This is a genomic window from Azospirillum tabaci (genome assembly GCF_014596085.1).
In the GTDB taxonomy this organism is placed as follows: domain Bacteria; phylum Pseudomonadota; class Alphaproteobacteria; order Azospirillales; family Azospirillaceae; genus Azospirillum; species Azospirillum tabaci.
The window spans coordinates 67,849-87,758 of sequence record NZ_JACCJY010000007.1; the positions used below are offsets into that span (position 1 = coordinate 67,849).

General features: G+C 68.1%; 15 protein-coding genes. 10 read left to right on the forward strand and 5 right to left on the reverse strand.

Features of this window, described 5'->3' with window-relative positions:
• Positions 1-11 precede the first annotated feature (11 nt).
• The 7 genes from H0B54_RS10685 (at position 12) to H0B54_RS10715 (ending at position 7,349) form a co-directional block, all read left to right on the forward strand.
• On the forward strand, positions 12-1,022 hold the full coding sequence (locus tag H0B54_RS10685) for a TauD/TfdA family dioxygenase (RefSeq protein WP_246472457.1): 1,011 nt from the start codon (positions 12-14) through the stop codon (positions 1,020-1,022).
• On the forward strand, positions 1,019-2,668 hold the full coding sequence (locus tag H0B54_RS10690; RefSeq protein ID WP_188260285.1) for an ATP-binding cassette domain-containing protein: 1,650 nt from the start codon (positions 1,019-1,021) through the stop codon (positions 2,666-2,668). Before H0B54_RS10685 ends, H0B54_RS10690 begins: the two co-directional genes overlap by 4 nt.
• A complete protein-coding gene (locus H0B54_RS10695) occupies positions 2,665-4,317 on the forward strand; it encodes a cyclic peptide export ABC transporter (RefSeq protein WP_188260286.1) in 1,653 nt (550 codons plus the stop codon). Before H0B54_RS10690 ends, H0B54_RS10695 begins: the two co-directional genes overlap by 4 nt.
• The gene (locus H0B54_RS10700) at positions 4,317-5,078 is read left to right on the forward strand and encodes a thioesterase II family protein (protein ID WP_211109307.1); all 762 of its coding nucleotides are present in this window, start codon (positions 4,317-4,319) and stop codon (positions 5,076-5,078) included. The genes H0B54_RS10695 and H0B54_RS10700 overlap by 1 nt, the downstream gene beginning before the upstream one ends.
• 193 nt (positions 5,079-5,271) lie before the next feature.
• Positions 5,272-5,922, forward strand: a complete 651-nt coding sequence (locus H0B54_RS10705; protein ID WP_188260288.1) for a YcjF family protein — start codon at positions 5,272-5,274, stop codon at positions 5,920-5,922.
• A 120-nt stretch (positions 5,923-6,042) separates the two neighbouring features.
• Positions 6,043-6,240, forward strand: coding sequence for a hypothetical protein (locus H0B54_RS10710; RefSeq protein ID WP_188260289.1), 198 nt, complete (start codon positions 6,043-6,045; stop codon positions 6,238-6,240).
• Positions 6,237-7,349 carry a prohibitin family protein gene (locus H0B54_RS10715; RefSeq protein ID WP_188260290.1) on the forward strand — a complete coding sequence of 371 codons (1,113 nt, stop codon included), beginning with the start codon at positions 6,237-6,239 and terminating at the stop codon, positions 7,347-7,349. The genes H0B54_RS10710 and H0B54_RS10715 overlap by 4 nt, the downstream gene beginning before the upstream one ends.
• Before the next feature lie 34 nt (positions 7,350-7,383).
• Here H0B54_RS10715 and H0B54_RS10720 read toward each other — a convergent pair whose 3' ends face one another.
• Positions 7,384-8,436, reverse strand: coding sequence for a methyl-accepting chemotaxis protein (locus H0B54_RS10720; protein WP_246472458.1), 1,053 nt, complete (start codon positions 8,434-8,436; stop codon positions 7,384-7,386).
• Positions 8,437-8,783: 347 nt separating this feature from the next.
• Here H0B54_RS10720 and H0B54_RS10725 point away from each other — a divergent pair, with 347 nt between their 5' ends.
• Positions 8,784-10,778, forward strand: a complete 1,995-nt coding sequence (locus tag H0B54_RS10725; RefSeq protein WP_188260291.1) for a methyl-accepting chemotaxis protein — start codon at positions 8,784-8,786, stop codon at positions 10,776-10,778.
• Positions 10,779-10,811: 33 nt separating this feature from the next.
• Here H0B54_RS10725 and H0B54_RS10730 read toward each other — a convergent pair whose 3' ends face one another.
• The 4 genes from H0B54_RS10730 to H0B54_RS10745 all read right to left on the reverse strand — a co-directional run bounded on the left by H0B54_RS10730 (position 10,812) and on the right by H0B54_RS10745 (position 13,974).
• On the reverse strand, positions 10,812-11,069 hold the full coding sequence (locus tag H0B54_RS10730; RefSeq protein WP_188260292.1) for a hypothetical protein: 258 nt from the start codon (positions 11,067-11,069) through the stop codon (positions 10,812-10,814).
• Entirely contained in the window at positions 11,066-11,728 is a 663-nt protein-coding gene (locus H0B54_RS10735; protein ID WP_188260293.1) for a DUF4142 domain-containing protein, read from the reverse strand. Before H0B54_RS10735 ends, H0B54_RS10730 begins: the two co-directional genes overlap by 4 nt.
• Before the next feature lie 293 nt (positions 11,729-12,021).
• Positions 12,022-12,393: a c-type cytochrome gene (locus H0B54_RS10740; RefSeq protein ID WP_188260294.1), complete on the reverse strand. Its 372-nt coding sequence runs from the start codon at positions 12,391-12,393 to the stop codon at positions 12,022-12,024.
• 294 nt (positions 12,394-12,687) lie between these two features.
• Complete coding sequence (locus H0B54_RS10745) at positions 12,688-13,974, reverse strand: pentapeptide repeat-containing protein (RefSeq protein ID WP_188260295.1); 1,287 nt, start codon at positions 13,972-13,974, stop codon at positions 12,688-12,690.
• A 427-nt stretch (positions 13,975-14,401) separates the two neighbouring features.
• Here H0B54_RS10745 and H0B54_RS10750 point away from each other — a divergent pair, with 427 nt between their 5' ends.
• Positions 14,402-14,833, forward strand: a complete 432-nt coding sequence (locus tag H0B54_RS10750) for a response regulator (protein WP_188260296.1) — start codon at positions 14,402-14,404, stop codon at positions 14,831-14,833.
• A 140-nt stretch (positions 14,834-14,973) separates the two neighbouring features.
• Positions 14,974-19,908: a HAMP domain-containing protein gene (locus H0B54_RS10755; RefSeq protein ID WP_246472459.1), complete on the forward strand. Its 4,935-nt coding sequence runs from the start codon at positions 14,974-14,976 to the stop codon at positions 19,906-19,908.
• Positions 19,909-19,910 lie beyond the last annotated feature (2 nt).

Below are 19,910 nucleotides of genomic sequence, written 5' to 3' on the forward strand. Positions count from 1 at the left end.
GGGGACCTTTCATGCTGAACCACGTCCAAGACCTGGGCTTCCGCTCCGGAGAATTCACCGTCGAACCGTTGCCTGACGCGGAGACCGGGCGAATCCTCGCCGTCCTGGCCACCCGCCACGGGACGGAGACCGACGCCGCCGCCCTCATCCCGGACGGGCGGGAGGCCGACCTGCGCGGCGAACTGGCGGAGGCAGCGCCCGGCCTGTCCGCCTTGGCCACGGCGATCCGCGACCGGCTGGAGACCAGCCACAGCGGCGTGCTGATCCGCCGCGCCCATCTCGGCCGCCACGATCTCGACACCCGACGCCGCCTGCTCTACGCGCTGGCGGTGTGCATCGGCGCGCCGACCGCGACCGACCGGATCGACCGCAAGGTGGTGTGGGACATCAAGGTCCGCCCCGAGCTGGTCCGCAGCGGCGGCGCCTCCACCTTCTCCGAACACGCCGACGAGGCCGATTTCCACACCGACACCCAGTATTTCCCGAATCCCGAACGCTACATGCTGCTCTATTTCGCCCGGGCGGCGGCCTGCGGCGGCGGGCGGTCCAGCCTGCGCGACGCCCGCTGCGTCCGCGCGGCGCTGGCCGGCAGCGACGAGGGGCGCTGGGCGCTGGACCTGCTGTCCCGGACGGCGCTGCCCTTCCGCATCCCCGCCACCTTCACCCGCACCGGGTCGCGCGACGCGGTGGAGGTGACCTTCGCCACCGTCTTCGGCGACCGCCCGCTCATCCGCTTCCGCACCGACACGCTGCGCCGCGGGCTGGCCGCTTGTCCGGAGCACGACACGCCGGAGGTCCGTCGCGCGCTCGCCATCCTCCAGGCGGAGCTGGACAACCCGGCCCGGCGGCTGGAGACCTTCCTGGAGTCCGACAGCCTGCTGGCGATGAACAACCACGAGGCGCTCCACGGCCGCGGCGCCTTCGCCGACCCGGACCGCCACGCGCTGCGCATCCGCATCGACGACGGCACTCCGCAGGATTCCGCCCAACAGGACTCCGCGGCGCAGGATCAGGCGCAATGAACCTCCTCCGCCTGCTGGGACGGCTGGGACCGGCGCCGCTGCGCCGGCTGGTTCTCTACGCCCTGGGGTCGGCCCTCTTCTCCACGCTGGTGCTCGCCCTGGTCAACCGGGGCGCGGAGGAGATCGCCGCGGAGAAGGCCGACTTCGTCAACGTGCCGCTGGCCGCCGCCTTCGTCGTCAGCGTCATCCTCTACATGCTCCTGGAAGGCCGCATGGTCGCCCACCTGTCGGCGGACGCGGAGGTGGTGGTGGACACGCTGCGCATGCGGCTGCTCGACCGGATCCGCCGCGCCGACCTGTGGAAGCTGGAACGCTTCGGCCAGACCCCGCTGTTCGAAAGCGTGACGCAGAGCAGCCAGCTCATCTCGCAGAATTCGCAGTTCCTGGCGCTGACGGTGCGCTCGGTCCTGCTGACCGGGACGATCCTGCTCTACATCGCCACCATCTCGCCGGTCGCCTTCCTGCTGATCGGCGGGCTGCTCGGCGCCGGGACGTGGTTCTACATCCGGCTGGGCCGCGCGCTGGAGGAGCGGCAGCGCGCCATGATGGCCGAGGAGGCCGCCCTGTTCGAAGGCGTGTCGGATCTGTTCGACGGCTTCAAGGAACAGCGGCTGAACAGCGCCCGCAGCCGCGACCTGAACGCCGCCTTCGGCAGTGTGTCCGACCGCACCACCACAGCCCGCGGCGCGGTGCATCTGCACACCTGGCAGCAGTTCGTGTTCGGCGAATGCGCCTTCAACCTGATGCTGGGCGTGGTCGTCTTCGTCGTGCCGTCTTACTCCAGCGCCATCTCGGCGGAGCTGGTGAAGATCACCGCCGCCATCTTTTTCATGTCGGCCCCGGTCTTCGGGCTGATGCAGTCGCTGGCGGTGATGAGCGCCGCGGAGGCCGCCGCCGGGCGCATGATGGCTCTGGAAGGCCAGCTCGCCGAGTTGGCGGAGGCCGGAAGCGAGGGCCCCGCCCTGCCGGTGCCGGTCAACGTCGCCGCGGTGAGGATGGAGAGGGTGGAGTTCGCCTTCCCCGCCCCGCCGGGCGAGCCGCCCTTCGCGGTCGGCCCCTTCGACCTGACCATCCGGCGCGGCGAGGTGATCTTCATCACCGGCGGCAACGGGTCGGGCAAATCAACCTTCATCAAGCTGCTGACCGGCCTCTACCACCCGCTGCGCGGGCGGATCACGGTGGACGGGGTGCCGGTCGGGCCGCAGCGCATCGCCGCCTATCGCGAGCTGATGGCGACCGTCTTCGCCGACTTCCACCTGTTCGCCCGGCTCTACGGCCAGGACGCCCTCAACCCTGTGGAGGCCGCCGAGCTGATGCGCTGGATGGAGATGGAGCGGGTCACCGCGCTGGAGGGCGACCGCTTCGGGCGGCGCGACCTGTCCGCCGGCCAGCGCAAGCGGCTGGGCCTCGTCGCCGCCATCCTGGAGAAGGCGCCGATCCTGATCCTCGACGAATGGGCCGCCGACCAGGACCCGCATTTCCGCTTCAAGTTCTACCGGGAGGTGGTGCCGGAGCTGAAGCGGCGCGGCCTGACCATCGTGGCGGTGACCCACGACGACCATTACTTCGACGTCGCCGACCGCCGCCTGCACATGGAGGAAGGCCGCCTGACCGAACTCGCCCATTGGACGGAGGGCGTGGCATGAGGCTGGCCGCCATCGTCCTGCGCGAGCTTCCGGAGAATCTGCGCACGCTCGCCCTGATGAACGTCCTGTCGGCGATCGCGACCGCGGCGCTGCTCTGGCTGGTCGACGCCGCCGCCAAGGACGCGGCCAAGGGAATCATCAACCCGCGGCTTCTGGTGATGTACGCGGTCACCGTGACGCTGTTCGGGGTGACCCACAATTACGCGCTGGTCACCGCGTCCCAGGACGCCGAGCGGCTGATCCACAAGATCCGGCTGCGCCTGTTCGATCTGGTGCGCCGCGCCGACCTCGTGACCGTGGACCGCATCGGGCGGGCGTCGCTGCACGGCGTGCTGACCCAGGACACCCAGACGCTGGCCCAGACCCTGCCGCTTCTGGCGATCGGCGGGCAGCAGGCAGTGATGCTGGTCTTCCTGGCGGTCTATCTGGCCTGGCTGTCGCCGCTGGCCTGCGTGATGGCCTTCGCCTTCGCCGGGATCGCCGTGGCGGTGAAGGTCGCGCGGGTGCAGCGCCTGCGCCGCAATATGATGGAGGCCGCGGCGGCCGAGACGCGCGTCTTCGACGGGCTGACCGACCTGCTGCGCGGCTTCAAGGAGGTGCGGATGAACCGCCGCCGCGGCGACGGGCTGATCCGCGACCTCGCCGACGCCTCGTCCCGGGCGCGGGCGGTGAATGTCGACATGAAGGCACAGTGGGGCCGCAACTTCGCGCTGGTCGAGGCGATGTTCTACACGCTGATCGGCATGATGGTCTTCGTCGTGCCGCTGTTCACCACCGGCTATCACGCGGTGGTGGTGGCGGCGACCACGGCGGCCCTGTTCATCGTCGGGCCGGTCAGCACCGTCTCCTTCGTCACCCCGCTGGTCGCCCAGACCGAGATGGCCCTGTCCAACATCGAGGCGATGGAGGAGCGGTTGCGCGCTGCCGCCGGCAGCGCCCCGGACGAAGGCGCCGACCGCCTGCCCGGCCCGCCCGCCCGCATCGCGCTGACCGATGCCACCTTCGCCTATCACGACGACGCGGGCGCGCCGGTCTTCGCGGTCGGGCCGCTCTCGGCGGAGTTCCGGGCGGGCGAGATCACCTTCGTCACCGGCGGCAACGGGTCCGGCAAATCCACCATGCTGCGCCTGCTGACCGGGCTGATGCCGTTGAGCGGCGGTCAATTGCTCGCCGACGGGGAGCCGGTGCCGGCGGAGCGGATGCAGAGCTACCGCGACATGATCTCCGCCATCTTCTCCGACTATCACCTGTCGCGCCACCTCTACGGCGTCGCCGACCCCGAGCCGGTGCGCGTCCGTGCCCTGCTGGAGCGGCTGGAGATGCAGGACAAGGTGACGGTTGCGGACGGCGGCTTCAGCACCGTCGCCCTGTCCACCGGCCAGCGCAAGCGCCTCGCCCTCGTGGTCGCGCAGTTGGAGGACAAGCCGGTCGTCGTCCTGGACGAATGGGCCGCCGACCAGGACCCGCATTTCCGCCGCGTCTTCTACGAGGAGCTGCTGCCGGAACTGAAGGCCCTAGGCAAGATCGTCATCTGCGTGACCCACGACGAGCGCTGGTTCGGCCTCGCCGACCGCGTCTATCACATGAGCGAGGGCCGCATCGAGGAAGGGCACGGCCACCATCACCTGTTCGCGCTGGAGACGGCGTGATGGCACCGTTTCTCTCCCCCTGGCTGCAAGGTTTCCGGCCGGTTTCGGCGCCGCGCCACACCCTGCTCTGCTTCCCCTACGCCGGGGCTGGAGCCGCCGTCTTTCGTGAGTGGGCGCCGGACGTCGGGCCGGACACAGAACTGTTGGCCGTGCGCCTGCCGGGGCGGGAGAGCCGCATCGGCGAGCCGCCGCTGCGCCGGACGGAGGACGCCGTGCCTGCCATCCTGACCGCGCTGAAACCGCTCGCGGACCGGCCCGCGATCCTGTTCGGCCACTCCCTGGGCGCAGCGCTGGCCTACGCCACCGCCCGCGCTCTGGTTGCGCGGGGGCATCCGCCCGCCCTGCTGGCCGTATCGGGGCGCCGGGCGCCGCACCTGCCGTCGTGGAGGCCGCCCATCCAGGGTCTGGACGAGGCAGCCTTCCGTGCCCGTCTCGCCGCGCTGGGCGGCACTCCGCCGGAGGTGCTGGCCTGCGACGATCTGATGGAACTGATGCTTCCCATGCTGCGGGCCGACTTCGCCATGTCCGAGGCCTTCATCGAACACGATCCGCCGCATCTTCCGGTGCCGATCCTGGCTTTCGCCGGGACGGAGGATACCGAGGCCATGGTGGAGGAAGTCGCCGGGTGGGAACGGATCGCCGGAGCGGGATTCACGCTGCGCACGCTTCCTGGCGGCCATTTTTTCCTGCAGGAGCACCGTGCTTCGATTGTCTCAGCTTTGATGGAGTCGGTGTTGCGGAACAAACAAAAGAACCAATGACTCTTTCTGATGGCAAATCCTTTGACGAAGACAACCGTATTCGTTAGCCCATAAGACGGTGCCGTCGGCGACCACCGGCGGCGTTTTCGGAGCGGGCCGTCCCTTCGGGGCCGACTGTCGCCGCGTATCATCCGGTGCGCGGCGTTCATTGCTGATTTTCTCTCGACAACGTCCATTTTTGGAGCACCACAGCATGGTCAGTGAGAAGGAAACACCCGGCGGCAAGGCCAAGCCGGAAACAACGGTCGCCCCGGCCCCCACCCCGGCTCCGGAGGCCGTGACGGCCGCTCCGGAAACCGCCGGCACAACCGCCAACACGGCCGAAGCCGCACCGGAAACCACCCCGGCCGCTCCGGTCGCCACCGAGGCGCAGGCGGCGGAGATCATCCGCAAGCATGTGCTGCTGTCCGCGGCGGCGGGGGTCATCCCGCTGAACTTCGTGGACACCGCGGCTCTCGCCGTCATCCAGCTCCGCCTGCTCAAGGAGCTGTCGGAGCTGCACGGCGTCGATTTCCGCGGCGACATCGGCCGCTCCGCGGTCGGCACGCTGTTCGCCACGGTCGCCCCGACCGCGCTGGCCGGCGGCCTGCTCGGCTCCATGGCGTTCAACATGGCCCTGCGGTCGGTGCCGGTGATCGGCACGGTGACGCGGCTGGCCACACAGCCGGCCTTCAACAGCGCCTTCACCTACGCGCTGGGCAAGGTCTTCCAGCAGCACTTCGCGTCGGGCGGCACCTTCCTGACCTTCCAGCCGGAAAAGGTGAAGACCTATTTCCGCGAGAAGTTCGAGGAGGCCCGCCGCCGCAAGGGTGCCGCGCCGGAGGCCGCCGAGGCCGCGGCCTGACCGCAGCACCCGGACGCCACCGCAGACCGGGAGGACGGGCGGGGACGCCTCCGCGCTTCCCCGCTCCCCTCCGGCCGCCGTCACCCTTCCGCCCTGCTCCCCTTCCAAGGCCGGACGCGCATGCCCCTCGTTCTCGTCATGCTCTATCTCCTCGCCTGTCTGGTGTGCGCCGTCATGGGCCGCAACACCACGATCGGCTTCATCGGCCATTTCCTGCTGGCCCTCTTCCTGACTCCACCGGTGAACTTCGTGATCCAGGCGGTGGGCCGCCCCAGCATGCGGGAACGTGAGAAGATGCTGACGACGAGACCGCGATGACCACGCTGGACCAGTCCGCCGGGGACGGCGTCGCCCGCATCCCCTTGGGGCAGCGCGCCCGCCTCTGGCTGAGGCGGCGCAGCGTGTCGATCTATGCGCTGGCGCTGACGCTGATCCTGGGCTTCCTCGCCATCGCCCCCGCCGTCTTCGTCGAGGTGCCCTCCGGCCATGTCGGCGTGCTGTGGCTGCGCTTCTTCGGCGGCACGGTCACCGACCGGGTCTACAGCGAGGGCACCCACCTGATCTTCCCGTGGGATCGGGTGACGATGTACGACGTGCGCCTGCGCACCGACACCCGCACCTACGAGGCGGTCGCGGCCAACGGCATGTCGATGACGGTGAACGTGGCGCTGCGCTACCGCGTCAATCCGCCCGCCGCCGGCCTTGTCCACAAGCTGGCCGGGGACGACTACGCGGAAAAGCTGGTGCATCCGGAGATCGCCAGTCTCGTCTACGAGTTCGTGTCCAAACACAATCCGGAGAATTTCTACTCGATCAACCGCGCGGACATCCAAGGCTTCCTGCTGAGGGAGGCCCGCCAGCAGTTCCCCACCCCACCGACCGATCTGCAAGCCTTGAAGCTGCCACCCGGCACGACGGCGGAGGACTACAACTCTGTGATGATCCGGATCGAGGACGTGCTGGTGGCCGGGGTCAGTTTCCCGCCGCTGGTTCGTCAGGCCATCGACCGCAAGATCGAGCAGCAGCAGATCATGGAGGAATACGACTTCCGCATCGCCCGCGAGGCCAAGGAGCGCGACCGCAAGCGGATCGAGGCGGAGGGCGTGCGCGACTTCCAGGACATCGTCGCCCGCAACATCACGCCGGAATATCTGCGCCTGCGCGGCATTGAGGCGACGCGGGCCTTCGCCACCTCCTCGAACGCCAAGACCATCATCATCGGCGGGCGCGACGGTCTGCCGGTCATCCTGAACACTGGGGACGACGCCAAGTCGGGAACGGCGACCGCCACCGGCACCACCGCCAAGCCCCCCCACGAGACCGCCGCCAAGGAACCGGACAGGTTCGGTGCCCGCCTGTCCACCCTGGACGAGCCGCCGGCCGAGAACACCGCGCCGGAAGCACCGCCGGACGCCGCCGGGCGCTGACGCCCGACGGGGCCGCCGTTTCCAAAGGAACCGGCTATTCGGTGGCCTCGGCGAGGGTCCGGGCGAAATCGCGCTCCATCTCGTCCAGCAGACGGATCACCTCCGCCGAGGCCCGTTTCATCTCGGCGGCGTGGCGCTCGGCCTCCGTGCGGTTGCCGGCGTGGAGGGCGAGCAGCGCCTCGCGGCCCGATTCGTGGACGGTCCGATGCGGGGTGGCCATGCCCTTGTAGGTGGACAGGCGCATCGTCCTGGGATCGTTCACGCTGTCGTACCAGCGACCCAGGCGGCAGGAGTGATGGGTCGACAGGTCCGCCGGCAAAAGCGTGCGTTGGCCGCCCACCGCCTCCATGATCTTGTCCACGAAGGCGAGATGGTCCTGCTTGGCCAGCCGGACCAGTTCGCACACCCCGTCGCGGCTCATCCGGTCCACCTCCTCGCGGCCGATCTTGCGCTCGTCGAAGCGGATGTGCAGCCGGTTATCGTGCCGCGCCACCACCGACCCGCGCAGGGACAGCTTGTAGCCGGGAAGCGACACGGTGCCCTGCCCGCCGGTGGGCGCCGCCCCCTTCGTCTCGGCGTAGCAGCCGCATTCGGAGATGTCACGGACGAGCGCCGGCGTCTGGTCCACGCTGCCGTCCAGCAGGACCGGACGGCGGCGCGTGTGGCGCCGGTTCGCCAGATCGGAGGAGGTGCGTATGGCCCGCGCCAGCAGCGACGCCAGGGTGTCCAGCGCCTCCTGCATGCGGTTGGCGCTCTCGCCGACGGTGTAGGCCACGGTGGTGGCGCGCTGCGTCTCGCCGCCGACTTCGGTCATCCGGCTGGCGATGCCGCGGAAGATGCCGGCGACCTCGCCGATGTTGCGGGCGATCTCGCGCGAGGCGGAGGACTGCTCCTCCACCGCCGCGGCGATGGAGGAATTGATCTCCTGCATGGTGGTGATGGTGGTGGCCACGCCGTCCATGCTGATGATGGTCTGCTCCGCCACCGCCTGGATGGCGCCGACCTTGGCGGCCATCTCGTCCGCCGCCTTGGCTGACTGCCCGGCGAGGTTCTTCACCTCCGTGGCCACGAGAAGGGCTTCCGGCATGGCGATGTTTGTATTCTGTAATGAAGAAGGGCAAACCGATAACATCTCCACCACACTGAAGGTACCTCGAAAAGGAATTCGCGTGCGACATGCTGTCCCACTTCATGATTAACAGATGGTTTACCTTGCGCAACGCGCAGCACGGGCGCAATGAATAAGCATTGAAATACAATCACTTTCCTCGGGACGGCTGGCGGAAGTCGCAACGGCACCTTCACATTGCTGATTCCCGTACGTCCCGGGGTTGATAAAATTATTTGTTACAAATACGCGACAAAGGTTACCAATGCGCCGCCTTCCCGGTGCCTCCGGGACGACCCGACGGTTTTTCAAGGAGTTTTCGGCCGATGAATCCCCTCCGCACGCTCAGCCTTGCGACGAAGCTGACCATTCTGTGCACGCTCGGCCTGATTGCCCTGTCCGGCGCGCTGACCTACGCGACGATCGCCAAGGTTACGGCCAGCATTGGCAAGGACGCGGCGGAGCGGAGGGAGCAGGCGATCACCAACTTCCGGATGCTGCTCGACCAGCGGGGGTCCGAGTACCGGCTCAGGGACGGCGCGCTGTACATCGACGATGTCAAGCTGGACGGCGCGAACGACATCGTCGACACCGTCCGCAGCGTGACCGGCGGCGTGGCCACCATCTTCCGCGGCGACACCCGCGTGGCGACCAACATCCACAACCCGGACGGCAGCCGGGCCGTCGGGACCAAGCTGGCCCGCGGCCCCGTCTACAGCGCCGTCATCGACGGGAAGGAACCTTTCCGCGGCGAGGCCGACATCCTGGGCGAAGCCTACTTCACCGCCTATGATCCGATCGTCGACCAGAACGGCGAGGTCATCGGCGTCCTGTTCGTCGGCCTGAAGAAGAGCATCGCGTTGCGCGTGCTGGACGAGGTGGTTCCCAACATCATCCAGTTGGCGGCGGTCGTCACCGTCGGCATGGCCCTGGTGATGCTTCTGGTGGTCCGGCGCCAGTTCCGCACGCTGGACCAGATCCGCGGCACCATGTTCCAACTGGCCGACGAGCGTTACGAGGTGACGGTGCCCGGCCTGGACCGCCAGGACGAGATCGGAGCCATGGCCAAGACCGTCGAGGTCTTCCGCCAGAAGGGCATCGACAACCAGCGCCTGCGCGAGGCGCAGGAGCGCGAGCGCCGCGAGGCCGAGGCCGCCAAGATTGCCGCCCTGGAGTCCATGGCCCGCACGGTGGAGCAGGAAACCCGCACCGCCGTGGACCGTGTCGCCGAGCGGTCCGTCTCGATGGACAGCAACGCCCAGGCGATGGCCAGCTCGGCCGAAACCGTCTCCGCCAACTCGCAGAGCGTGGCGGCGGCGGCGGAACAGGCGCTGGGCAACGCCCAGGCCGTGGCGGCGGCCACCGACCAGCTCACCGCCTCCATCGCCGAGATCACCGGGCAGGTCACCTTCGCCAGCCAGATTTCCCGCCGAGCGGTGGAAAGCGGCCGCAAGACCGAGGATGTGGTGCTTTCCCTGTCCGAGGCCATCGGCCACATCGGGGAGGTCGCCACCTTCATCCAGGACATCGCCAGCCAGACCAACCTGCTGGCGTTGAACGCCACCATCGAGGCGGCGCGGGCCGGCGAGGCCGGCAAGGGCTTCGCCGTGGTGGCCCAGGAGGTGAAGAATCTCGCCACCCAGACCTCGAAGTCGGCGGAGGAGATTTCCCGCCAGATCACCGACCTGCAGAGCATGACCGCCGGTGCCGTCGACGCGGTGCAGGACATCGGGCGGACCATCACCGAAATCGACGGGGTCGCCAGCAGCATCGCCAGCGCCATGGACGAGCAGGGTGCCGCGACCAGCGAGATTTCCCGCAACGTCGGCCAGACCGCCGCCGCCGCTCAGGAGGTGTCGTCCCGCATCGCCCATGTGTCGGAGGAAGCGGCGGTGACCGGCAGTCGCGCCGACGAGGTGCGCCGGGTGGCGTCCGACGTGGCGGGAAGCATCGACCATCTGCGCGAGATGCTGGTCCGCGCCGTCCGCACCGCCACCCCGGAAGTCGACCGCCGCCGCGCCCCGCGGTTCGAGGTCAACCTGTCCTGCACCATCGCCGGGGCGGTGGGGTCGCTGACGGGCCAACTCACCAACCTGTCGGAAGGCGGCGCCACCATCCGCGGCCTGGACCGGATGCAGGTGGGCAGCCGCGGTGTGCTGACCATCCCCGGCTGCACCGTCTCCATCCCCTTCGCGGTGCTGGGGGGCAAGGAGCAGGACCTGCATGTCCGGTTCGAGATGACCCCGGACGTCACGGACCGTTTCGCCACGGACTTTCAACGCCTCACCGCGGGCCTGCACCCGCTTCCGGCGGTCGCCTGAGGCGGCAGGCTTCAAGCCTTGCGGCGTGACCGATCAGCCCGGTTTGCCCGCCTCCCGATTGCGGGGCCGCTTGCCGGCTTCCTCCTTCGGGGTGGGTGGGGCCGCGTGCTGGTCGGGAAGGTCACGCCTCTGGCCGGTGTCCGCCCCGACCGTCTCCGTGACCTCCGGTCCGTCGGCGGCGCTTGCGGGCGCCCCTTCGGGAGCCCCGCCGGACACGCCCATTCCCTGGCCGGCGCGCCCCGGCGTGACCGGTCCGCCACCCTTGCGATGGTCGCGCTCCGTGCCGTTCATCGTGCCCGCTCCAGCCCGTGGCCGTGGGTTGCGGCGGACCCGGTGCCCGCAGGCTGGGACAACTGCGCCAGCGGGCTGCCGAGCGCGCGCAGGTCGCGCGTGTGCATCTGCAGGCCGGGCAACCATTTCGCGGCGAAGGCCCGGACGTCCGGGTCCGTCCCACCCCGGGCCTGCGCGTTGAACAGGGCGACCGACATCTCGTGCTCGGCGATCTGCTGCTGCAGATACTGCCGGTCGAACGCGGCTCCCTGAAGCGAGGCCAACGCGTCGGCGACCGCCTGCCGGCCGGGGTCCGGGGCGGTGGGCGGCGTGACGCCCTTGGCTTGGGCGAGCCGGGCAAGTTCCTGGTTGGCCTGGGTGTGATCGGCGGCGATGCGTCGGCCGAGTTCGCGCACGGTGGCGCTGGAGGCCTGCCGCTGGGCCAGCGTGCCCATCGCCACCTCGCCAAAGCCGCCGTAGGCCGCCTGGGTCAGGAAGGACTGGTCCGCCACCGTCAGCGTCGAGGAGGCGCCCGACCCGGCGCTTCCCAGCTGGGATGAGGAGGCACCGGAACTGCCAGCGGAACTGCCTAGGGGCGGCACGAGACCCGGTTCGCTCGAACAGGCGGCGAGCGTGAGGATGGACACGGCAGCAAAGACCCCGGTTCGCAACGTGGGCATTCCGACCTCCCGATATGCAATCTTGCGTTGGGACATACCCGTCCCCCAACAGCCTTTTGTTCTCCTTGTGCCTGGCAATGAGCGTTTTTACGGGTCCCCTGCTCGCATGGACAGGTTGACCACCGCCATCCTCATAGGATGGACCGCAGGGGGCGCGAGACGGTGTTCAAAGAGGTATGACCCTGCGGCCACCCCTATGAAAGGAGTGCAGCGGCGCTCGGTCTCGTCGGGCGCCGGCCACGAGAGGGGCGGCCGCCCCTCCCGGCCACGCAGCGCGTGTTCCAGCGGACGTGTCAGCTGTTCTTCTTCAGGAAGGCGATCAGGTCCTTGCGGGCCTGCTCGTTCTTCACGCCGGCGAAGGCCATCTTGTTGCCGGGGACGGCGCCCTTCGGATCGGTCAGATACTTGTCGAGATTGCCCTCGTCCCAGGTGAGCCCGGCGCCCTTCATCGCGTCGGAATACTTGAAGCTCTCGATGGAGCCCGACGGGCGGCCGACCACACCATGCAGGTTCGGGCCGACGCGGTTGGGGCCGCCGGCCTCGATGGTGTGGCAGGCCTTGCACTGGTTGAACACCTTCTCGCCCGCATCGGCGTCCTGCGCCGAGGCAATGCCGGGAAGGGCGGCGAACAGGCCAAATGCCAGCACGGCAACACTACGCTTCATTGCACTATCCTCGATTGTCTGTGCCCAAAACACAGGCACGGCTATCCAAGCCCCACAGGACGCCCTGTGCTCTTCGCTTAACCACAATCAATATTCGTCGCTTCGGTGCGCGGCGGTTGCCGGTCCGTTACTTGGTCTCGATCATGACAAGCGGCTCGGGAAACCAGCCGCTACCTCGGCCGGCGTTTTAATCCCCGCATGCTGGTATGCACAATGCCGGGGATGTGCGGAAGGCACACACTGCGACAAAATGCCCGACTCTTTTCGAAAATTCTTCGGGATTAAAAATTGCGGTCACTTCAGCCGGCAATGAACCAGCGTCGTTCCGGTGGTGTTGGCCTTGTCGATGTCGGTGTCGCGCAGGTCGGCTCCCGACAGATTGCAGTTGGTCAGGTCCGCCCCGGCCAGCCGCGCGCCCCGCAGGTCGGCGCCGCGGATGTCGCTGTCGGCCAGCAGGGCGTTGCGCAGATTGGTCGGCCACATGCGCCCGGTCGATTGGCCGTCGGCCGCCAAAAGTTCGATGGCGCGCATCACCGCGTTGCGCATCATGGCGCGGGTGAGGTCGCAGCCCTCGAAGCTGGCCCCGGACAGCTCCGAATTCTCGAAACAGGCTTCGCGCATGCGGCAACCGGGAAACTGGGCGATCTGCAGCTTGCTGTCGCGGAAGCTCGCCCGGGTGAAGTCGCAGTTGCGGAAGATCGCTCCGCTCAGGTCGCAGCCGTCGAAATCGGTTCCGGCGAAGGCCCCGTCCGACACGTCGAACCGCTTGCCCTGCTTGCCGTTGCTGTTGATCCAGCGGACATGGCCCTCCAGCCCCTCCCGGATTTCCGGCGGGAAGTCCGACTGGTTGCGGTGGTAGATGGCGCCCATCATCCGCGCGTCCGCCCAATCGGCGGTGGCCATGGCGACGTTGCGCAGTTCCGCATCGCGCAGGTCGGCGCCCTGGAAGGTGGCGCCGGCAACGACGGCGTTGTTCAGGATGGCCCCCTTCAGCTTCGCCATGCTGAAATCGGCGCCGCGCAGATCCGCGCCGCTGAGGTTGACGCCGAACAGAGCGGCGTTGCTGAAATCCGCCCCTTCCAGGCTGGCGCGGGTCAGGTTGGCGCCGGCCAGATCGGCGTCGGTGAAGTTCGCATTGACCAGGACGGCTTCCTGCAGCGCCGCCTCCTGCCGGGCCTTGCGCCGGTCCTTCCACAGCACAAGTTGGCCGGGGCGGAGGTCCGCCCGCTCGAACAGGGTGTTGCGCAGACACGCCTTGGTGAAGTTCGCCCCGCGCATGTCCGCCCCGACCAGCGAGGCTTCCCTGAGGTCGGCGGACACGAAGCTGGCGCCGAACAGATCCGCTCCGTCGAAGTTGCAGCGCCGGAGAACGCTGCACCGGAAATTCGCTCCGGTCAGGATGGCGTCCGACAGAAGCAGCCCCGACAGGTCGAAGCCGGTCAGGTCCGCCGCCTTCAATTGGAGACGCAGGCCGTTCGGGCGCGCCGCCAGATAGAGCCAGTGGGCTCTGATGGCCTGCGCGAGATCCTCCAGGTTCAGGTCCGCCCCATCGCCCGGCCCACTTGTCGGGGCAACACTCATCCCGGTCCTCAGCCCCCCTATGGCCGACTCCACGCCAGCCTCTTGGACAGTGGCAAGCTTACGCGTAAAATTACTTGAAAAGTTATTAAGAATCCCATACATCGCTACATGGCAGCCACGCGTTCGCGCCGCATTTTTCAATCACCGCAAAGCAAAGACGGCCCAAACGCGCCTGACTCGCCCTATTCCATATCGAGGCTAAGGAATAGGCGCGCCCTCTTTTGGGGTGTGTTCACTCTATTGAGCATAACCTGTAGGGGGTATTTGACCTTTTCTCCCTTAATTGCCTCACTCCTCCGTGCTACTCGTCCCGGTCAGCCTCGCCGGCATCCGACGTCTCCGCTCGGGTTCCGGCGGCGGGCGGGGTGGGCGCCTCATCGACGCCGATCCCGCACCGCAGCCGGCAGAACGACAAGAGGGATAAGGGATGACCAACCCGATCAACAGGTCACCACGGGCCGGGGCGGACGGGATCGCGCCCGGCGCAGCTGCCCCCGTCCGGGTCCTGGTCGTCGAGGATGAGACGATCGTCGCCATGTATCTGACCGATATGTTGGAGGAGTTGTCCTACGAAGTCTGCGGCGTCGCCGCCAACGCCGCCGACGCGCTGAAGATCGCCGAGCGGGAGCGCCCCGCCCTGGCTCTGGTGGATATCGGCCTCGCCGGTCCCCAGGATGGGATCGAGACCGCACAAGCTCTGCGCGAGCGCTTCGCCGTAGGCAGCATCTTCATGTCCGGGGCCAGCGACCCCGTCCTGCTGGAGCGCGCCCGCGCCGCCGGCCCCCACGGCTTCATCCAGAAGCCCTACGACGAGCGCCAGTTGAAGACCCTGCTGAACAACGCCGCCCCCCAGCATTAGCTCCCTCCGCCTTCCGCTTGCCGTCCCGTGGCTGCGCCGCTCCGGCGCGCGGCCATTCCGGCGTTCAGCCGGGCGCGCCGTCGATCGTGCGCAAGGGGCACCCGAGACACAGGACTGGACTTCTTAGGGACCATCGCGTCATGACGATGACGGACGCTCACGACCGGCTTTCTCCCCAGCATCTCCTGCGCGCGCTGCGCCAATTCCGCAAGGGCGACTTCTCCGTGCGCCTGCCGCTGGACTTGGACGGGCTGGACGGCGAGATCGCCGCCGCCTTCAACGACGTGGTGGAGATGAACGAAGCCCTGGTGGAGGACGTCGGCCGGGTCAGCGTCGCCATCGGCAAGGAGGGCCGCATCGGCCAGCGCGTCCGCCTGCCCACCGCCTCGGGCGGCTGGGGCGCCTGCGTGGACAGCGTCAACGCGATGGTCGCCGACCTGACCCAGCCGACCCAGGAGATGGCCCGCGTCATCGGCGCGGTCGCCAAGGGCGACCTGTCGCAATCCATGCCGCTGGAGGTCGACGGGCGCCCGCTCCAGGGCGACTTCCTGCACACCGCCCGGACGGTCAACCGGATGGTCGAGCAGCTCGTCACCGTGACGGCGGAGCTGACCCGGGTGGCGCGCGAGGTCGGCATCGAGGGCAAGCTGGGCGAGCAGGCCCAGGTGAAGGACGTCGCCGGAACCTGGAAGGATCTCACCGACAACGTGAACCTGATGGCCGCCAACCTCACGGCCCAGGTCCGCAACATCGCCGACGTGACCACGGCGGTGGCGAAGGGCGACCTGTCGCGCAAGATCACCGTGGACGTGAAGGGCGAGATCCGCGAGCTGAAGGACACCATCAACACGATGGTCGACCAGCTCAACAGCTTCGCCTCGGAAGTCACCCGCGTCGCCCGCGAGGTCGGCAGCGAGGGCAAATTGGGCGGACAGGCTCAGGTGAAGGGTGTCGCCGGCACCTGGAAGGACCTCACCGACAACGTCAACCTGCTGACCGGCAACCTGACCAATCAGGTCCGCAACATCGCCGACGTCACCACGGCGGTGGCCAATGGCGACCTGTCGCGCAAGATCACCGTGGACGTGAAGGGCGAGATCCGCGAGTTGAAGGACACCATCAACACGATGGTCGATCAGCTCAACAGCTTCGCCAGCGAGGTCACCCGCGTCGCCCGCGAGGTCGGCACCGAGGGCAAGCTGGGCGGGCAGGCCCAGGTGAAGGGTGTGGCCGGCACCTGGAAGGACCTCACCGACAACGTCAACGCGATGGCGACCAACCTGACCAGCCAGGTCCGCAACATCGCTGAGGTGACCACGGCGGTGGCGAAGGGCGACCTGTCGCGCAAGATCACCGTGGACGTGAGGGGCGAAATCCTGGAGCTGAAGGACACCATCAACACGATGGTCGACCAGCTCAACAGCTTCGCCTCGGAAGTCACCCGCGTCGCCCGCGAGGTCGGCAGCGAGGGCAAATTGGGCGGACAGGCTCAGGTGAAGGGTGTCGCCGGCACCTGGAAGGACCTCACCGACAACGTCAACCTGCTGACCGGCAACCTGACCAATCAGGTCCGCAACATCGCCGACGTCACCACGGCGGTGGCCAATGGCGACCTGTCGCGCAAGATCACCGTGGACGTGAAGGGCGAGATCCTGGAGCTGAAGGACACCATCAACACGATGGTCGATCAGCTCAACAGCTTCGCCTCGGAAGTCACCCGCGTGGCGCGCGAGGTCGGCACCGAAGGCAAGCTCGGCGGACAGGCCCAGGTGAAGGGTGTGGCCGGCACCTGGAAGGATCTCACCGACAACGTCAACATGATGGCCGCCAACCTGACCGGTCAGGTGCGCGGCATCGCCGAGGTCGTGACGGCGGTGGCCGAGGGCAACCTGAAGCGCAAGCTGACCGTGGCGGCGCGCGGCGAGATCGCGGCACTGGCCGACACCATCAACGGCGTGATCGAGACGCTGGCCATCTTCGCCGATCAGGTCACCAACGTGGCGCGCGAGGTCGGCATCGAAGGCAAGCTCGGCGGACAGGCGAAGGTGCCCGGCGCCACCGGCGTGTGGGGCGACCTGACCGACAACGTGAACCAGCTCGCCGCCAACCTGACCACCCAAGTCCGCGCCATCGCCGAGGTGGCGACCGCGGTGACCAAAGGCGACCTCACCCGCTCCATCGCTGTGGAGGCGTCGGGCGAGGTGGCGGCGCTGAAGGACAACATCAACGAGATGATCCGCAACCTGCGCGACACGACGCAGAAAAACGCGGAACAGGACTGGCTGAAGACCAACATCGCCAAATTCACCCGCATGCTCCAGGGCGAACGCGATCTGGTCACCGTCACCAACATGATCCTGTCGGAGATCGCGCCGCTGGTGAACGCCCAGCACGGCGTCTTCTACGTCACCAGCCGCGAGGGCGACGAGCCGGTCCTCGATCTGGTCGCCAGCTACGCCCTGAAGGAGCGCGACGGGCTGGGCACCCGCTTCACGCTGAAGCAGGGGCTGGTCGGCCAGTGCGCCCACGAGAAGAAGCCGATCCTGCTGACCAACGTGCCGAAGGACTATGTGCGCATCAGCTCCGGCCTCGGCGAGGCGGCGCCGCTGAACATCATCGTCCTGCCCGTGCTCTTCGAGAACGAAGTGAACGCCGTGCTGGAGCTGGCCTCCTTCGGCCATTTCAGCGAGACGCACCGCTCCTTCCTGGAGCAGCTGACGGAAAGCATCGGGATCGTTCTGAACACCATCGCCACCAACATGCGGACCGAAGGGTTGCTGAAGCAATCGCAGCGCCTGACCGCCGAGCTGCAGAGCCAGCAGGAGGAGCTGAAGACCACCAACGAGCGGCTGGAGCATCAGGCCGCCTCGCTCCGCCAGTCGGAGGAGCTGCTGATGGCCCAGCAGGAAAAGCTGCGCCAGACCAACGAGGCGCTGGAGGAGAAGGCGGAGCAGCTCTCCCTCACCTCCAAGTACAAGTCGCAGTTCCTGGCGAACATGAGCCACGAGCTGCGCACCCCGCTGAACAGCCTGCTGATCCTGTCCAAGCTGCTGTCGGACAACGGCGACCACAACCTGACCCCCCGGCAGGTGGAATTCGCCCGCACGATCAACGCCGCCGGGTCTGACCTGCTGAACCTCATCAACGACATCCTCGACCTGTCGAAGATCGAATCCGGCACGGTCACGCTGGAAATCGGCGCGGTGGTGCTCGACGACCTGCGCGGCCATGTCGAGCGCACCTTCGCCCAGCTGGCCGAGGAGAAGGGGCTGCGCTTCGACATCGACATGACCCAGCCGCTGCCCGCAGCCATCCAGACGGACCAGAAGCGGCTGGAGCAGGTTCTAAACAACCTGCTGTCCAACGCCTTCAAATTCACCGAAGCCGGCGGCGTCACCTTCCGCGTCGGGCTGGCCAGCGAGGGCTGGAGTGCGGCCCACCCCGTGCTGAACGCGGCGGAGGGGGTGCTGGCCTTCACCGTCGTCGACACCGGCATCGGCATCCCCGAGAACAAGCAGCGCATCATCTTCGAGGCGTTCCAGCAGGCCGACGGCACGACCAGCCGGAAATACGGCGGCACCGGCCTCGGCCTGTCGATCAGCCGCGAGATCGCCCGCCTGCTCGGCGGCGAAATCCGCGTGCAGAGCGAGTCCGGGGCGGGCAGCACCTTCACGCTCTATGTGCCGATGGAGTTCGACGTCGCCCGCTACGGCGACCCGGCGCCGAAGACGGCCCCGATGCCCACGCCGACACGCCCCATCGTGGTGCCGGGACCGGAGGAACGGCTGGCGCTGCCGCAGAACCATCCCGTCGCCGACGACCGTGAGCGCATCCGGCCCGGCGACCCGGTGGTGCTGATCGTCGAGGACGACGTGAAGTTCGCCTCGATCCTGGTCGATCTGGCGCGGGAGAAGGGCTTCAAGGCGATCCTCTCCCATGCTGGAAGCCCGGCCATGCCGATGGCGCGCAAGTACCGTCCGGACGCGGTGATGCTGGACATCGGCCTGCCGGACATCGACGGCTGGGCGCTGCTCGACCTGCTGAAGCGCGATCCGCACACCCGCCACATTCCGGTCCACGTCATCTCCGCCAAGGAGGAGCGGCGCCGCGGTCTCGCCATGGGCGCCTTCGACTACACCGAGAAGCCGGCCGACCGCGAAGCGATCTTTGCAGCGCTCGCCAAGGTCAAGGGCTTCGTGGAGCGGCACCAGCGCCGGCTGCTGATCGTGGAGAAGCTGCCCAACCCGGACACCGGCGGCATCGCCGGCCTGATCGACCACGACAGCGGCGGGGACGACATCGACATCAGCACCGTCACCTCCGCGGAAGCCGCCCGCGCCCTCCTGGCGAAGGAGCGGTTCGACTGCATGGTGCTCGACCTGACGATCCCCCAGCCCAGCGATTTCGAGCTGATCGACAGCCTGCGCACCCGCGATTCCACCGCCTGGATGCCGGTCGTCGCCTATGTCAGCGACGCGATCGCGCCGGAGGACGAGGCACGGCTGCGCCGGCTGGCCGAGACGGTGGTGCTGCGCAGCGTCCATTCCGCAGATTCGCTGCTGGACGAGACGGCGCTGTTCCTGCACCGGGCGGTGGACCGGCTGCCCGACGACAAGCGCAACGCGCTCGACCAGATCCGCCAGCGCGACCCGGTGCTGGCGGGGCGCAAGGCGCTGATCGTGGACGACGATTTCCGCAACATCTTCTCGCTCGCCAGCGTCCTGGAGGCCCACGACATGACGGTGCTGCACGCCGAGAGCGGGCCGGAGGGGCTGGAGCTGCTGAAGGCGCATCCCGACCTGGACGTCGCGCTGGTCGACATCATGATGCCGCTGATGGACGGCTACCAGACCATCCGGGAAATCCGCGCGACCGCGGCCGGGCGCGGACTGCCGGTGATCGCCGTCACCGCCAAGGCGATGAAGGGCGACCGCGAGAAGTGCATCGAGGCGGGGGCGACCGACTATCTCGCCAAGCCGGTGGACATCGATCACCTGCTGTCGCTGCTGCGGGTCTGGGCCGGGCGCCGGCAGGACGACAGCCGCGCCGTGGCCCACGATGCCGGGCGGGAGTGAGG